General features: G+C 66.2%; 7 protein-coding genes and 1 tRNA gene. 5 read left to right on the top strand and 3 right to left on the bottom strand.

Annotated features, from left to right (window positions below; all coding sequences use genetic code 11):
• Positions 1 to 180 precede the first annotated feature (180 nt).
• Positions 181 to 11082, top strand: a complete 10902-nt coding sequence (locus tag QRO95_RS09620) for an autotransporter-associated beta strand repeat-containing protein (RefSeq protein ID WP_285302423.1) — start codon at positions 181 to 183, stop codon at positions 11080 to 11082.
• A gap of 57 nt (positions 11083 to 11139) precedes the next feature.
• Here the strand turns inward: QRO95_RS09620 and QRO95_RS09615 are convergent, their stop codons facing one another.
• From QRO95_RS09615 to QRO95_RS09605, 3 genes are all read right to left on the bottom strand, one after another.
• Positions 11140 to 11583: a GNAT family N-acetyltransferase gene (locus QRO95_RS09615; RefSeq protein ID WP_182267333.1), complete on the bottom strand. Its 444-nt coding sequence runs from the start codon at positions 11581 to 11583 to the stop codon at positions 11140 to 11142.
• Positions 11584 to 11658: 75 nt separating this feature from the next.
• Positions 11659 to 12765, bottom strand: coding sequence for a DUF3667 domain-containing protein (locus QRO95_RS09610; RefSeq protein WP_285302422.1), 1107 nt, complete (start codon positions 12763 to 12765; stop codon positions 11659 to 11661).
• 371 nt (positions 12766 to 13136) lie between these two features.
• Positions 13137 to 13229, bottom strand: a tRNA-Ser gene (locus tag QRO95_RS09605).
• Positions 13230 to 13391: 162 nt separating this feature from the next.
• Between QRO95_RS09605 and dnaX the strand changes: the two genes are divergently transcribed.
• From dnaX to QRO95_RS09585, 4 genes are all read left to right on the top strand, one after another.
• Positions 13392 to 15428 carry a DNA polymerase III subunit gamma/tau gene (gene dnaX, locus QRO95_RS09600; RefSeq protein ID WP_183080197.1) on the top strand — a complete coding sequence of 679 codons (2037 nt, stop codon included), beginning with the start codon at positions 13392 to 13394 and terminating at the stop codon, positions 15426 to 15428.
• Positions 15429 to 15434: 6 nt separating this feature from the next.
• Positions 15435 to 15755 (top strand): YbaB/EbfC family nucleoid-associated protein, encoded by a 321-nt coding sequence (locus tag QRO95_RS09595; protein ID WP_004154630.1) that lies wholly within the window; start codon positions 15435 to 15437, stop codon positions 15753 to 15755.
• Positions 15756 to 15896: 141 nt separating this feature from the next.
• Positions 15897 to 16496: a recombination mediator RecR gene (gene recR / locus QRO95_RS09590; protein ID WP_032127775.1), complete on the top strand. Its 600-nt coding sequence runs from the start codon at positions 15897 to 15899 to the stop codon at positions 16494 to 16496.
• 66 nt (positions 16497 to 16562) lie between these two features.
• Complete coding sequence (locus tag QRO95_RS09585) at positions 16563 to 16922, top strand: histidine triad nucleotide-binding protein (RefSeq protein WP_014646179.1); 360 nt, start codon at positions 16563 to 16565, stop codon at positions 16920 to 16922.
• Positions 16923 to 16927 lie beyond the last annotated feature (5 nt).

The raw sequence follows: 16927 nt of genomic DNA, 5'->3' as shown, positions 1-16927 counted from the left end.
AGTTTTCGCCTTGACGGACACGTTGACCTGCCTTTTCCAGGTGCGGTCGCGTGAAGATGTGAAGATTTTCAGAAGTTAATGAAGCCAGGCCTTGTTCCCGTGTCGGGAGCCGGGGTGGGCCGCATTGTCTTCAAAAAACCTGCCTGCAGTGCCATCCGGTCTTTTCATGGAGATTTACCGATGAACCGCATTTACCGTCTGGTTTTCAATCGTGCCCTCGGCGTAATGCAGGTTGCTTCGGAGGTCGCCCAGAATCCCGGGGGAAGCGCGATCTGCGCAGGGCGGGTGCCGCGATTGAGGGCGCACCAGTTGGCGGTGGCATTGGCGGCCACGCTGGCCAGTGGTTCGGCGTTCGCGGCGTGCACTACCGCAGGCACCACGGTGACCTGCGCGACTGGCTCTAATACCAATTCGCTGGCCAACAGCATCAATGGCGTGACGCTGGATATCCAGACCGGCGCTGTGCTCAGCGTGCCGCCGATCGTTGGCGGAAGTGCCGTGAATTTGAGCGGTAACGGCATCACCGTGAACAACCAGGGCACGATCGATCCCACCCTCAACGGTGGCCTGAGCCTGGCGGCGTCGGGCATGGTGCTGGGTAACAACACCGTCGGTGGAAACACCATCAACGTCAACAACCAGGCGGGCGGGGCGATCAAAGGCCTGGTCAATATCGGCTCCATTCTCGGTTTCGGTGGACAGGCGCTGGTGATGCAGAACGCTTCCGGCGGTGTCAGCAACATCATCAACGCCGGCAATGTGGACATGTCGATCCTTGGCGCAGGCCTGTTGACCACGGCCGATGCGGCATCGATCGTCAGCTACGGTGGTGCGCAGACCAATCTCAACAACACCGGCACCATTACCGGCCGCATAGGGTTCCAAGGCTCGGCCACGGCGGGGGCCGGCAATACCTTCCTCAATGCGGGAACCATCAACGGCAGCGTGAACCTGGGTAGTTCGGTCACCGGCAACACCTTCACCGCCGTGTCTGGTTCCAGCGTCAATACCGCCGGTATCGGCGTCGCTGGACAGGTCGGCGTGCTTGCGGTGAATCTGGCCGCGGCCGGCATCGTCGACGGTGGTTCGGCGTCCAACAACAGGCTGGTGCTGCAGAACAGCCCAACCGGCCCGGGCAGCGGTACCGGTGGGGCGGTGACCACGCTGGGCTGGAACCAGTACATCAACTTCCAGAGGCTCACCGTCAACAGCGGTACCTGGAACCTGCAGGGTGCGTGGGCTGGTGCAGGTACGACCACACTCAATGATGGTCTGATCAATTTCAACAATGCCGGTTCCTTCGGCACAGGGCTGTTCACCGCCAGCGGCGGTGCCATCGCGTCCTCCACGGCCGGTCTGAACCTGGCCAACGCTTTCAGCCTCGGTGGCAATCTGTCTCTGTCCGGAACCAATGCATTCGGTCTGGGCGGAGTGCTTTCAGGCGCTGGTGGGCTGACGGTCAACAACACCGGCATCGTCACCCTGGGCGGTGCGAACCTGTTCAGCGGTGGCGTCAACCTCAATGCTGGCGGCCTGGTGCTCGGCAATGCCGGTGCGCTCGGCAGCGGCAATCTGACCGTCGGTGGCAACGCTTCGCTGGATACCTCGGCCAACTTCAATCTGGGCAACAACCTCGTCATCAACGGTGGCGGCACGCTCAACCTGCTGGGCAGCAACGCGCTGGGCCTGAATGGTTCGATCTCCGGCGCTGGCGACCTGGTCAAGGCGGGTCCGGGTACCCTCACCTTGAATGGTGCCAACCTGCTTACGGGCTCCTTCGCGGTCACCGGTGGTGCGCTGGCATTGGGCGCCGGTGGGAGTCTGTCGCCGACAAGTGCGATCTCGCTGAGCGCAGGTACCAACCTCGATCTCTCGGTTGCGGCCAGCCAGACCATCGGCTCACTCGCCGGATCCGGTGCGCTCAACCTTGGCGCGCGCAGCCTCACGTTGGGTGGCTTGAACACCAGCACCAGCTTCTCCGGCGTCATCGGCGGTGTCGGCGGCGCGCTGGTCAAGGTCGGTACGGGTACCCAGACCCTGTCGGGCGCCAATACCTTCACAGGTGGCGTCACGCTCAACGGCGGTGGCCTGCTGCTGGGCAATGCAGGCGCGCTGGGTACTGGAACACTTAGTGTTGGCGGCAACGTGTCTCTCGATGGCACCGGGGCGCTCGCTCTCGCCAACGCGGTCAATCTGGGCGCGGGCAGCATCCTCAATCTGTCCGGGAACCAGGCATTGACCTTCAACGGCGTGATCGGTGGCTCCGGCAGCCTGGTCAAGAACGGCGCGGCCACCTTGACCCTCAACAACGCCAACACGTTTGGTGGAGGGCTGTCGCTCACGGCTGGAGGACTGGTGCTCGGCAACGGCGGTGCGCTGGGAACTGGCGCATTGAATGTCGGTGGCGCGGTGACGCTTGATGCCAGCTCGGCACTGACCGTGGGCAACGGCATCAACCTGGGGGTGGGTGGTTCGCTCAACGTGCTGGGCTCCAACGCGCTGACGCTGGGCGGCGTGATCGGTGGTACCGGCAGCCTGGTCAAGAACGGCGCCTTCACGCTCACGCTGGGTGGGGCCAACGCATTCACCGGCGGTCTGAACGTGAACGCAGGAAAGGTGGCACTGGCCAGTGGTGGCAGTCTGGCGGCCACCGGGGCGGTGAGCCTGGCGGGGGCCGGCGCCGAACTGGACATCTCGCTCGGCGGCAACCAGACCATCGGTGCGCTGTCCGGTGCGGCAGGCAGCATCCTCTCGCTGGGCGGCAGCACGCTCACCTTCGGTGATGCCACCAACCAGACATTCGGCGGCGTGATCGGCGGTACCGGTGGCCTGGTCAAGCAGGGAACGGGCACGCAGACGCTCAGCGGCGCCAATACCTTCAGTGGTGGCCTGAACCTGGCGGCCGGTGGCCTGTTGCTGGGCAACGGCAGTGCACTCGGTACCGGCGCATTGACGGTCAGCGGCAATGGCTTGCTCGACGCAACCGCAGCACTGAATCTGGGCAATGCCATCAACCTTGGCGCGGTGCTGACCCTGCCGGGCAGCCAGAACCTCACCCTGGGCGGCAACATCACCGGCACCGGCAGCCTGACCAAGAACGGTGCCTCGCTGCTGACCTTGAACGGCACCAATGCCTTCAGCGGCGGCCTGAACCTCAATGCCGGCAGCCTGCTGCTGGGCAACAGCGGTGCACTCGGGACGGGCGCATTGAGCGTGGGTGGCAATGCATCGCTCGATGGCAGCACGGCGTTGAACCTGGTCAACAATGTCACTCTGGGTAGTGGGGCTGCGCTGTCGCTGCCGGGTTCGCAGGCGATCACGCTTGGCGGGGTGGTTTCCGGAGCCGGTGGCCTGGTCAAGAACGGCGCCAGCACGCTCACGCTCAACGGCGCCAACAACTTCGCCGGTGGGCTGACGCTCAACGGCGGTGGCCTGATGCTGGGCAACGCTGGCGCACTGGGAACCGGGCTGCTTGCCGTGGGCGCGAACGCGACCCTGGGCAGTACGGTGGCATTGAACCTGGGCAATGCCATCGATCTCGATGCCGGTGCGCAGCTGAGCCTGACCAGCAATGAGAATGTTGCTCTGGGCGGACTGATCACCGGCACCGGTGGCCTGATCAAGACCGGCACTGGTGTGCTGTCGTTGAACAACAGCAACACCTTCAGTGGTGGTCTGGCGCTGAATGCGGGCGGTCTGTCGGTCGGCGCCAACGGTGCGTTGGGTACCGGTGCACTGAACATCGGCGGCAATGTTTCTCTGGATGCGAGCGCCCCGGTTTCGCTGGTCAATGCAGTGAACCTGGGCGCCAATACGCTGACCCTGCCGGGCAGCAGCAATCTCACTCTGAGCGGTGTGGTGAGTGGTGCCGGTGGCCTGATCAAGGACGGCGCCTCGACGCTGACCTTGTCCGGTGCCAATACCTTCCTCGGTGGCGCCACGGTCAACGCAGGTACGCTGGCACTCGGCGCGGGTGGCAGTCTTGCCGCCATCGGTGCGGTGGACCTCGCCGGTGCCGGCGCGACGCTGGACATCTCCGCAGCGGGTGCCGGGCAGACCATTGGCGCGTTGAACGGCGTGGCAGGCAGCCATGTGGCATTGGGCACGCAGACCCTTACTTTCGGTGGCGCCAGCAATGGCAGCTTTGCCGGTGTCATCGATGGCAGCGGTGGGCTGATCAAGGTCGGTGCTGGCGTGCAGACGCTGTCCGGTGCCAATACCTTCAGTGGCGATGTCGCGCTTGATGCCGGTGGCCTGATCCTCGGGAATTCGGGGGCGCTGGGCACGGGCACGCTGGGCATCGGCGGCAACGTCAGCCTGGACGGAACGACGGCACTGAACCTGGCCAACGCCGTGAACTTCGGTGGGGGTACGCAGCTGACGCTGGGCGGCAGCAGCGATCTCACCCTTGCAGGCGTGGTGGCCGGCAGCGGCAGCCTGATCAAGAACGGTGCAGGCCTGCTGACGCTCAACAACACCAATACCTTCGGTGGCGGCCTGACCTTGAACGGTGGTGGCCTGGTGGTCGGCGCGAACGGCGCACTCGGCTCCGGCACGCTGGCGGTGAATGCCAGCACCACGCTGGATGCGGGTGCTGCAGCGACGCTCGGCAATGCGGTCACGCTGGGCTCGGGTGTCGCACTGACATTGCCGGGCAGCAATGCGCTGACGCTGTCGGGTGTGATCGATGGCAACGGCAGCCTGATCAAGAACGGTGCCACCACGCTGACGCTGTCTGGTGCCAACACCTATACCGGCGGTACCACCATCAACGCCGGTACGCTGGCACTGGGAACAGGTGGCAGCCTTGCCGCGGCGGGTGATGTCACGCTGGGCGCAGGCGCTGGCTTCGATATCTCCGGTGCCGGCAGCAGCCAGACCATCGGCGCGCTCAACGGTGCGGGCGGAAGCACACTGGCCCTGGGCGGAAACTCGCTGACCTTCGGCACAGCGACGAACGCTGCGTTCGATGGCGTGATCAGTGGCGGCGGCGGCCTGGTGAAAGTGGGTGCAGGCGTGCAGACGTTGTCCGGTGCCAACACGTTTGGCGGCGGCGTGACGCTCAACGCAGGCGGGCTGGTGCTCGGCAATGACGCGGCGCTGGGCTCTGGCGCGCTCACCGTCGGCGGGGCCGCCACGCTGGACACCACCGGCCTGGCAGCACTGACCAACAACATCGCGCTCAACGCAGGCCTGACCGTACTGGGCACCAATGCGCTGACGCTCAACGGGATGATTTCCGGTACCGGCAGCCTGACCAAGGATGGTGGCGCAACGCTGACCTTGAACGGTATCAACTCCTATACCGGTGGTACCAACATCAACGCCGGCACACTGGCGCTGGGTGCCGGTGCAAGCCTGGCGGCGAGCGGTACCGTGAACCTCGCCACCGGCGCGACGCTGGATCTGTCGGCCGGCAGTGGCACGCAGGTGTTCGGCACCCTGGTCGGCAACGGTACGGTCAACCTGGGCGCCAATTCGATCGAAGTCGGCGGGGCGACCAATGGCACCTTCAGTGGCTCTATCGCAGGTACGGGTGGCCTGACCAAGGTCGGTGCGGGCATCGAGACGCTGACCGGTGCCAACACCTACACCGGCGGCACCTTCATCAATGCCGGCACACTGGCGATCGGTCCGGGCGGCAGCCTGGCGGCCACCGGTGCAGTGACACTTACCGCAGCGGGAACCGGCTTCGACATCTCGACGTCCGGTGCCAGCCAGACCATTGGTTCGTTGGCCGGCGTGACCGGCTCCACGGTCACTCTGGGCGCGCAGTCGCTGATCCTCGGCGGCAACGGCAACAGCGTGTTCGACGGCGCGATTTCCGGCACCGGTGGCCTGGTCAAGAACGGCACCGGCATCCTCACGCTGGGTGGCGCCAACCTGTTCAGCGGCGGCCTGGCGCTCAACGGCGGTGGCCTGGTGGTCGGCAACAGCGCTGCGCTCGGCAGCGGTGCGCTGACGGTGGGGGCCAGCGCTACGCTGGATGCTTCGACCGCGGCCAACCTGGCCAACAACATCACGCTGGCATCAGGTGCCAACCTCAACCTGCTGGGCAGCAATGCACTGACCCTGGGCGGCATGGTTTCCGGTACCGGTGGGCTGATCAAGAACGGTGCGGCCACCGTGACCCTGACCGGTGCGAATACCTACACCGGAGGCACCACCATCAACAGCGGCACGCTGGCGATCGGCGCCGGCGGCAGCCTGGCGTCGACCGGCGCGGTGAACCTGGCCGGTACCGGTACCCTGGACATCTCGGCCGGCAACCAGAGCATCGGTTCGCTTGCCGGTGTGGCCGGCAGCACCGTGGCGCTGGGGGGCAGTGCGCTGACCCTGGGCGGCACGGTAGACAGCACGTTCAACGGTGCGATCACCGGCAATGGTGGCCTCGTCAAGAACGGCGCAGGCGTGCAGACCCTCAACGGCGCCAGCACCTTCAGTGGCGGTGTAACGCTCAATGCCGGTGGCCTGGTGGTCGGCAACAATGCTGCGCTGGGCACCGGGGCGGTAACGGTGGGTGGCAACGGTACGCTCGATTCGAACACTGCGGTGACGTTGGCCAACAACTTCGTCCTCAACGCCGGGCTGACCGTGCTCGGCAGCAACAACCTCACCCTCAACGGCAGCCTGAGTGGCACCGGCTCGCTGACCAAGGAGGGCGCGGCAACGCTGACCTTGAACGGTGCCAATACCTATACCGGTGGCACCTTCATCAATGCCGGTACGTTGGCATTGGGCGCCGGCGCGAGCTTGAATGCCAGTGGCATCGTCAACCTGGCCAGTGGTGCGACCTTCGATCTGTCGGCGGGCAGCGGCACGCAGCAGTTCGGTACCCTGATCGGCAACGGCACGGTGAACCTGGGCGGCAACACCTTGACCATTGGTGGTCCCGTCAATGGCACGTTCAGTGGTTCGGTGGGGGGTACCGGTGGGCTGATCAAGGAAGGCACTGGCACCCAGACCCTGACCGGTGCCAATACCTTCACTGGTGGCACCACCATCAATGCGGGCACGCTGGCGATTGGCGCCGGAGGAAGCCTGGCAGCGAATGGCGCGGTGACACTGGCCAACGCCGGAACAGCGTTCGATATTTCTGCCGGTGGCGCGCAGAGCATCGGATCACTGGCGGGTGTTACCGGCAGTACGGTTGCGCTCGGCGGCAGCACGCTGACCCTCAATGGCGTAGGAAACACGACCTTCGCTGGTGACATTACCGGTACCGGTGGCCTGGTGAAGAATGGTGCGGGCATCCAGGGCCTGACCGGCAGCAATACCTTCAGCGGTGGCGTGGCACTCAACGCCGGTGGCCTTGCCTTGGGTAACAACAATGCACTGGGAACCGGCACGCTGACCGTGGGCGGCAATGCCAGCCTGGACGGCACCAGCGCGCTGACCCTGGCCAATACCGTGCAGCTGGCCAGCGGCACGCTGACCCTTGCCGGCAGCAACGCGCTGACCTTGAACGGCCCGATCAGCGGCGCTGGCGGCCTGCTCAAGGATGGCGCAGCAACGGTCACCCTCGGCGGTGCCAGCACCTACACCGGTAACACCACCATCAACAGCGGCACGCTGGCGGTGGCGGCCGGTGGCACCCTGTCGGGTGCGAGCACGGTCAATCTGACCGGTGCCGGTACGCTGGACATCAGTGCCGGTGGCAACCAGAGCATCGGAGGCCTGGCCGGCGTAACCGGATCCAGCGTGGTGCTGGGCGGTGCGACCCTGACCACCGGCGGCAACAACGGCAGCACCACCTTCGGTGGTGTGCTCAGTGGCACCGGTGGCCTGGTGCAGAGCGGCACCGGCACGCTGACCCTGAGCGGCGACAACGTCTATACCGGTGGCACCACCATCAACGGTGGCAGCACGCTGCAGCTCGGCAACGGTGGCAGCTCCGGTTCGGTGCTGGGCGACATCACCAACAACGGCAGCCTGGTCTACAACCTGGGCAGCACCGCAACCGTGGGCGGTGTGGTCAGCGGTAGCGGTGGCCTGACCCAGGCCGGCAGCGGCACGCTGGTGCTGACCGGCAACAACACCTATACCGGCGGTACCACCATCAATGCCGGCGGCACGTTGCAGGTGGGCAACGGTGGTGCGACCGGCGCGATCGTCGGCGACATCACCAACAACGGCGCGCTGGTGTCCAACGTGGCGGGCAACACCACGCTGGGCGGCACCATCAGCGGCAGTGGCGGCCTGACCCAGGCCGGTGCCGGCACGCTGACTCTGACCGGCAACAACACCTATACCGGCGGCACCACCATCAATGCCGGTGGCACGCTGCAGGTCGGCAATGGCGGTGCGACCGGTGCGATCACCGGTAATGTCGCCAACAACGGCAGCCTGGTGTTCGACGTGGCGGGCAACACCACGGTCGGCGGCGCGATCAGTGGCAGTGGTGGCCTGACCCAGGCCGGTGCCGGCGTGCTGACGCTGGTCGGCAACAACACCTACACCGGCGGCACCATCATCACTGCCGGTGGCACGCTGCAGGTGGGCAATGGTGGAGCGACCGGTTCGATCGCTGGCGACATCACCAACAATGGTTCGCTGATCTCCAACGTCGCGGGCAACACCCTGCTGGGCGGCACCATCAGTGGTACGGGTGGCCTGACCCAGGCGGGCAGTGGCTCGCTGGTGCTGACCGGCACCAACACCTACACCGGCGGTACCACCATCAATGCCGGCGGCACGCTGCAGCTGGGCAATGGTGGTGCGACCGGCTCGATCGTCGGCGACATCACCAACAACGGCACGCTGGTGTCCAACGTGGCCGGCAACACCACGCTGGGCGGCACCATCAGCGGCAGCGGTGGCCTGACCCAGGCCGGCAGTGGCACGCTGACCGTGACCGGCAACAACACCTACACCGGCCCGACCACCATCACTGCCGGTGGCACCCTGCAGGTGGGCAATGGCGGCGCGACCGGTGCGATTGGCGGCAGCGTCACCAACAACGGCAGCCTGATCTTCAACGTGGGTGGCAACACCACCGTCGGCGGCGCCATCAGCGGCAGCGGTGGCCTGACCCAGGCCGGCAGCGGCACGCTGATCCTGGGCGGCAACAACACCTATACCGGCGGCACCACCATCAACACCGGCGGCACGCTGCAGGTCGGCAACGGCGGCGCGAGCGGATCGATTGCCGGCAACGTCAGCAACAACGGCAGCCTGGTGTTCAACGTCGGTGGCAATACCACCGTTGGCGGCACCATCAGCGGCAGCGGTGGCCTGACCCAGGCCGGCGCTGGCACCATCACCCTGACCGGCAACAACACCTACACCGGCGGCACCACCATCAACGCCGGTGGCACGGTGCAGGTTGGCAATGGCGGCGCCAGTGGCTCGATCACCGGCAACATCACCAACAACGGTGGGCTGATCATCAACACCGGTGGCAGCACCACGCTGGGTGGCACCATCAGCGGAGGTGGCAGCATCGTGCAGGCCGGCCCGGGCGGGCTGAATCTCGGCGGCAACAGTGGTGGTTTCAGCGGCACCGGCCAGGTCACCGGCGGTGGCCTGAATGTCACCGGCAACATCGGCGGCCAGTGGACCATCGGCAGCGGTACCACGCTGTCCGGCACCGGCACCATCGGGGGTACCGGTGGTGGCGTGACGGTATCCAGTGGCGGCGTGCTGTCGCCGGGTAATGGCCCAGGCAATGGCAGCGGTGCGGGCAATGGCACCGGCACGATCACGGTGGGTGGCAACCTGACCTTGTCGCCGGGCAGCACGCTGGGCATCGATCTGGGTGCCACCGGCAGCGACACGGTGCAGGTGGGTGGCAGTGCCAACGTGGGTGGCAGCAGCGTGCAGGTGAATACCATCTCGCCGAGCACCAGCTACCAGCAGGGCCAGCAGTACACCGTGGTCAATGCGGGCGGTGGCGTGAGCGGGCAGTTCGCTTCGGCGAAGACGCCGTCGGCCTTCCTGACCATCACCCCGGTCTACACGGCGAACACGGCCAATCTGCAGATCGATGTGGCGCAGACCGCAGCCTTCACCACGGCGGCGAAGACGCGCAACCAGTACAACACCGCCGCAGCGCTGGACAGCCTGCCGCAGAGTGGTCCGGCGCTGGGCCTGTACAACACGCTGCTGATGTATGACGCGGGTACCGCGCGCGCGGCCTTCGACCAGCTGTCCGGTGAAGTGCATGCGGCCAGCCGTGCGGTGCTGTTGTACGACAATTACCTGGAAGAGGGTATCCGCCAGCGCCTGGGCAGTGAGCTGCCGACCGTGCGCGGTGAGCGTGCCTCGGCCTGGCTGGCCGGCAGCGGCAAGGTGTTCAGGCAGGATGGTGATGGCAACGGCGACGACATCCGCTCCAACCGCAATGCGCTGATGGCCGGCGTGGACTGGCAGCTGGGCGAGCACGTGGTGCTGGGTGCAGCGGCCGGCAACGAACGGCTGGATACGCGCCTGTACGATCGCAGCTCGCGCGCCCGCCTGCGTGGCAACACCTTCGGCCTGTATGCGCAGGGCCAATGGAACAACGGCTTTGCGGTCGGTGGCAGCGTGTCGCGCGGCGACTACCGCACGCGCACCACGCGTGAGGTGCCGCTGCTGGGCCAGACCCTGTACAGCCGCCAGGACTCGGATGTGACCATCGCCCAGGTGGAGGGCAGCTGGACCTGGACCCACGGCAGGACCCAGCTGCAGCCGTACGTGCAGTTCACCAAGCACTGGGTCGACAGTGATCGCGCGGTGGAGCAGGGCGGCACTGTTGCGCTGGAGCTGGAAGGCGGCAAGGACACGCTCAATGTCAGCACCGTGGGTGTGCGCGGCCGCTGGGACGTGGGCAGCGGCGAGCGCTTCCCGGCACAGCTGACGGTCGGCCTCGGCTGGCAGCATGCATCGGGTGACACCGACGTGGCCAGCCGCAACCGCTTCGCGGTCGGTGGCAATTCCTTCGACGTCTATAGCGCGGTGATGGCACGCAATGCGTTGGTCAGTCAGGTCGGCGTGGCGGTTGGGCTCGGCCGCAACAGCCAGCTGTCGATGTTCGTGCAGGGCCAGCACGGCGACGGTCGCCGCGATGTCGGCGGGCAGATCAACCTGCGCGTGGGCTTCTGAGGGGAGCGGGCCAGCGGTAGAACCACGGCGGGCGTGGATGGGACCGGGGCGGGAGCGCTAGAGCTCCCGCTCCATTTCCACAGCGTCGATCCCGGCGCCGTGGCCATCGGGCACCACACGTGTCACCTGGAAGCCCAGGCCGGCGTAGAAGCCCTGGGTGTGCTGGCTGGTGCTGAGCGTGACGCGATTGATCGAGGGATCCGCTTCGGCCTGGCGCAGGCGCGCCAGCGCCAGTTCGCGTCCCAATCCATGCCGGTGCAGCGCGTGCTGCACCATGCCCCAGCAGAAACCGGCACTGCCATCACCGCGTCGCGACAGGCCGCCACAGGCCACGATGCGGTGGTCGCGCTCGATCACCTGGAAGGCGCAGTCCATGGCCTGCTCACGCAGGAAGCGTTCAAAGTCGCTGCGCTCTTCGGGCGCGAAGTAGGTGGGCACGTTGCTGTCGAAAATCGACAGGCAGGCGCTGGCATCTGCGGGTCGGTAGAGGCGGAGGTTCATGGGCCCACGATAGACGATCGTCAGTAGATCCACGCTACACGTGGATTCATGGGCCGGATGCCGTGCGTGTATCCCTCAGGCCGAGATTCCCGCCAGCACCGCATACATCACCACGAAGCTCACCAGAAACAGGTAGACGCCGCCGATGGCAAGGTAGCGCAACACGGTCAGCGCCTTGTTGCCGCCATACACGCGTTGCTGCATCCACAGCAGATAGACCGGGACCGCCAGCCACAGCAGGGCATACAGCCATTGGCTGGCGGCGGCGAAGGCGGGGGATGCGAGCGCGCTGCTGATGCCGGCGATGAGGAAGGTTGCCAGCAGCACCATCATCAACCAGCAGTGGCTGTACAGCGCCACCACCAGATGTTCCAGATACCCCATCTGCCGTGGCACGTAGGCGATGCGCAGAACCAGCGCGAACACCGGCATCAGGAAGAACAGGGCACCGGGCAATGCGGTCAGGATCGCCTGCATGTACAGATCGGTCTTGCCCCCCATGCGCTGGATGTTGGCGTTGCCGTTGTGCAGGCGCTTGTTGAGCCAGTTGTTGGCGAACCGGGGCCAGCCGGCCACCACGATGGGGTTGGTGTCAGCGTCCCACGGTTTGCCGTTGACGGTGTGGTTGAAGAAGGTGCCGGGCTCGGTTGTGGCGACCTCCTTGCTGGTGCCGGTGAGCTCGGCTTTGCGCTGTGCGGCTGCCGCATTCACCGCCGCTCTGGCCATGGCGAAGCCGGCGTTGCCGGTAGCGGGTGAGTTGGCCTGCTGGCGATCGATCGTCGCGAGCTGTTTCGCGCGTGCGGCCTCGACCTGTTCAACGGTGTTGGACTTGGCATACAGCGAATCGCCTCCGCCCATGCGGATGTCGTCGACGTGCACGAACAGTTTGCCGATGAAGAACGTAAACAGGGTGAGGATGACGAACAGCCGCAAAGGCTGCACGTATCCGACCCGGCGGCCCTTGAGGTAGTTCTGCGTGATGCGGCCGGGAACCCAGAGATCGCGCAGCGTGCGGAAGATGCGCCCGTCCAGGTGCCAGAAGGATTCGAACACTTCTTCAATGGCGTGGCCCACGTGCTTGAGCGGGTTGTGCGCCGATTGCCCGCAGCGATGGCAGTAGTGGCCCTGCAGGGCGGTGTCGCAGTTCTCGCAAGCGACGTGAGCGCTCTCGGTCGAACTCATGGGCGATGGGTAGGCGTCGGATGAAGGCGCCTACGATAGCGAATTTTCAGGTTTCGTTCAGTTTTGTTTTGGGGTGCCCAGAGCGTGCGGAAGGCGACCAGAAGCATCCACGCATGGCGTGGATCTACTGATGCAGCTGGAGGAACAAGCCCCTCTGTTGAGGGGCTGCCCCGACAGGGGCGGAGAGAGGGGGATTGTCGTGTGCATCCATGCACCCGATCCCGATGCGCGTTGCGCCTCGGGACCCGCCTGCGGCGGTCCGGTTCTGCTCCTGCAGAACCGTCGAACCCCGGCGTGGCTTCTCACCACCCATCCCATCCGCCAGACAAACGCAAAAGGGCCACCCTGTGGGCGGCCCTTTTGCGTTTGTCTGGCGGAGAGAGGGGGATTCGAACCCCCGAAGCGCGGTTTAGACGCTTACACACTTTCCAGGCGTGCTCCTTCAACCACTCGGACACCTCTCCGGATCCCTGCCATCGGCAAACGCCTCAGCAGGGGCGCAGATTCTAGCGGGCTGCGCGGCACTTCACAAGCACCCCGGTCAGGAACCTGCGAAGGAGGTGCCGGAGGCGAGGGGGCTGGACAGGCATGGCACAATGGAACATCCGATGGAAAACGGTGGCCTGATGTCCTATCTCGTCCTTGCCCGCAAGTGGCGTCCGAAGCGTTTTGCCGAGCTGGTGGGCCAGGAACACGTGGTCCGTGCGCTCAGCAACGCGCTGGACAGCGGCCGGGTCCACCATGCGTTCCTGTTCACCGGTACCCGCGGCGTGGGCAAGACCACGATCGCGCGCATCTTCGCCAAGTCGCTCAACTGCGAGCAGGGCACCAGCGCAGACCCATGCGGCCAGTGCGCGGCCTGCCTGGACATCGACGCCGGCCGCTACATCGACCTGCTGGAAATCGACGCCGCGTCCAACACCGGTGTGGATGACGTGCGCGAGGTGATCGAGAACGCGCAGTACATGCCCTCGCGTGGCAAGTACAAGGTCTACCTGATCGACGAAGTGCACATGCTGTCCAAGGCGGCGTTCAACGCGCTGCTGAAGACGCTGGAAGAGCCGCCGGAACATGTGAAGTTCCTGCTGGCCACCACCGACCCGCAGAAGCTGCCGGTCACCGTGCTCAGCCGCTGCCTGCAGTTCAACCTCAAGCGCCTGGACGAGGATCAGATCCAGGGCCAGATGACCCGCATCCTGGCGGCTGAGGAAATCGAGGCCGACGGCAGCGCCATCGTGCAGCTGGCCAAGGCCGCCGACGGCAGCCTGCGTGACGGCCTGTCGCTGCTGGACCAGGCGATCGCCTACGCCGGCGGCGCGCTGCGCGAGGACGTGGTGCGCACCATGCTGGGCACGGTCGACCGCACCCAGGTGGCAGCGATGCTCGATGCGCTGGCCGAAGGCGATGGTCCGCGCCTGTTGCAGGTGGTGGCTGCGCTGGCGGAGTTCTCGCCGGACTGGAGCGGCGTACTGGAAGCGCTGGCCGAAGGCCTGCATCGCATCCAGGTGCAGCAGCTGGTACCGGGTGCCGCAGCGGCTGCCGAAGGCCTGGATGCGACGGTGTTCGCCGAACGCCTGCGTCCGGAAGTGGTGCAGCTCTGGTATCAGATGGCCTTGAACGGCCGTCGTGACCTGCCGCTGGCGCCTAGCCCGCGCGCGGGCTTTGAAATGGCTGTGCTGCGCATGCTGGCGTTCCGCCCGGCCGCGGCGGTCCCGCCGGTGCCGAAGTCGGTGGACGGTGCAGGCAATGCGCCGGGTGGCAATGCTGCCGGTGGTGGCAGCGGTACGGGTACCCACGAAGCGACACCGGTTGCTGCCGCCACTTCGGCAAGCCCGGCCGTAGTAGCGCAGGTGGCCGCTCCGGCGCAGGCCGCGCCGCGCGAACCTGAACCCGAACCTGAGCCGGCCCCACGACCCGAACCGGACCCGACCCCGGAGCCCGAGCCGGTTCCGGTGGAAGAGCCCGTGTCACCGCCGCCGGTGAAGGCCGAAGCAGCGGCACCGGCATCCGTTGAAGCCGAAGCGGGCGACGACCTGCCGCCGTGGGCCACCGACGAAGCCGAGGCGCGTGACGAGGCGCTGGCGGCCGAGATGGCTGGGCCGGACGCCGCCATGGTGGCGCCCTGGCATGAACCGCCAGCTCCCGTCGCGGCTCCCAGCGAGCCTGCGCCGCCCGAGCGCCCGTTCCGCACTGAAGGCATTGCCATCGCGCCGGCTGAGCCGGCCCCGGCACGTGATGCCGTGCCGCAGGAAGGTGTCAGCGATCTGGCCAGCGCCGAGGATTGGCTGGATCTGGTCGCCAACAGTGGCCTGAGCGGCCCGTCGCGGCAGTTGGCCGCCAACGCCGCCTTCATCAGTTGCCAGCACGGGACCTTGAAACTGGGTCTTTCGCCCGGATTTGAATATCTGCGCTCGGAGCGCGCGCTGGCCGCCCTGGGCGAGATGCTGGAGAAGGCCCTCGGCCAAGCGCCGAAGATCGTGGTCGAGACCGTGGAAACCGAACACGTTCCGGCCGAGACCCTGCACCAGCGTGCCGATCGCCAGCGTGGCGAGCGGCAGCAGGTGGCAGAGGCTGTTTTCATGGACGATCCGGAAGTGCAGGTGCTGATCCAACAGCACGGCGCCCGGGTTGTTTCCGATTCCATCCGTTCTTTTGACGAGTAAGACACTATGCGCGGCAACATCGCCCAACTGATGCAGCAGGCCCAGAAGATGCAGGAAAACCTGCAGAAGGCCCAGGAAGAAATCGCCAAGATCGAAGTGACCGGCAGCGCCGGTGGCGGCATGGTCAGCGTGACCCTGACCGGCGCCAAGGAATGCCGCAAGGTGCGCATCGACCCGTCGTTGGCCAGCGACCCGGAGATGCTGGAAGACCTGATCGCCGCCGCCTTCAACGATGCCTCGAACAAGATCGATGCCGAGTCGAAGTCGAAGATGGGTTCGGCCACCGCCGGCATGCAGCTGCCGCCGGGCATGAAGCTGCCGTTCTGATCTTCAGCGTGGCACCCGTGTAACCGGGTGCCACGGATCCCGTAGAGTCGAGCTTGCTCGACTGCTCCAACCTTCAGTCGAGCATGGCTCGACTCTACAAACAGCCGTCGAGCCTGCTCGACGCAATGAAAGCCTGCCGCCGTGTCCGCACCCCTGCTTGAACAATTGATCGACGCACTGCGGGTGCTGCCTGGCGTGGGCCAGAAGACGGCGCAGCGCATGGCCTACCACCTGCTCGAGCGCGAGCGCGAAGGTGGCCAGCGCCTGGCCGAAACCCTGGCGCTGGCGGTGGAGCGCATCGGCCACTGCGCGCAATGCCGCGACTTCAGCGAAACCGAGTTGTGCCCGACCTGTGCCAACAGCAGCCGCGAACGCAGCCAGCTGTGCGTGGTCGAATCGCCGGCCGACCGCCTGGCCATCGAAAACGCCACAGGTTTCCGCGGTGTCTACTTCGTGCTGCAGGGGCGGCTGTCGCCGCTCGATGGCATCGGCCCGCGCGAGCTGGGCCTGGAGCAATTGGAGCGGCGGCTGGCCGAAGGCGAGGTGCAGGAGCTGATCATCGCCACCAGCGCCACTGTGGAGGGGGAGGCCACCGCGCATTACCTGGCGCAGCTGGCGCGCGCACGCAAGGTGCAGCCCAGCCGCCTGGCGCAGGGCCTGCCGCTGGGCGGTGAACTGGAATACGTCGATCGTGGCACGCTGTCGCACGCGTTCGGGACGCGCAGCGAATTCCGCGATTGAGCAACGGCCGGCATGGCCGGGCGCGGGCGGCCTACAATGCGGACGACATACCCGCCGAGGCCGATCATGAGCAACGAAACCCTCTTCAGCAAGATCATCCGTCGCGAGATCCCGGCCACCATCGTCTACGAGGATGACGAGGTGCTGGGCTTCAAGGACATCGCACCGCAGGCGCCGGTGCACGTGCTGTTCATTCCGAAGAACGAGATCATTCCGACCCTGGATGACCTGCAGCCGTCGCAGGCGCACCTGATCGGCAAGCTGGCGCTGGCTGCCGCCGAGTACGCGCGCCGCGAGGGCTTTGCTCAGGACGGCTACCGCATCGTGATGAACTGCCGCGAGGATGCCGGGCAGACCGTGTTCCATATCCACATGCACCTGCTGGCCGGTGCGCCGCTGGGGCACTTCGGTACCCCGGGGCGTTGAAGCCC

This window comes from Stenotrophomonas maltophilia group sp. Smal13, from assembly GCF_030236855.1.
Lineage (GTDB): Bacteria > Pseudomonadota > Gammaproteobacteria > Xanthomonadales > Xanthomonadaceae > Stenotrophomonas > Stenotrophomonas maltophilia_A.
The sequence above is the reverse complement of the archived record's forward strand: the minus strand, read 5'-3'. Positions and strand labels throughout refer to the sequence as shown.

Excerpts from the sequence above, each read along its gene's own strand:
- QRO95_RS09620 (WP_285302423.1), top strand. The coding sequence starts at position 181 with ATGAACCGCATTTACCGTCTGGTTTTCAATCGTGCCCTCGGCGTAATG.
- QRO95_RS09595 (WP_004154630.1), top strand. The coding sequence starts at position 15,435 with ATGCGCGGCAACATCGCCCAACTGATGCAGCAGGCCCAGAAGATGCAG.
- QRO95_RS09585 (WP_014646179.1), top strand. The coding sequence starts at position 16,563 with ATGAGCAACGAAACCCTCTTCAGCAAGATCATCCGTCGCGAGATCCCG.
- dnaX (WP_183080197.1), top strand. The coding sequence starts at position 13,392 with ATGTCCTATCTCGTCCTTGCCCGCAAGTGGCGTCCGAAGCGTTTTGCC.
- QRO95_RS09610 (WP_285302422.1), bottom strand. The coding sequence starts at position 12,765 with ATGAGTTCGACCGAGAGCGCTCACGTCGCTTGCGAGAACTGCGACACC.
- QRO95_RS09615 (WP_182267333.1), bottom strand. The coding sequence starts at position 11,583 with ATGAACCTCCGCCTCTACCGACCCGCAGATGCCAGCGCCTGCCTGTCG.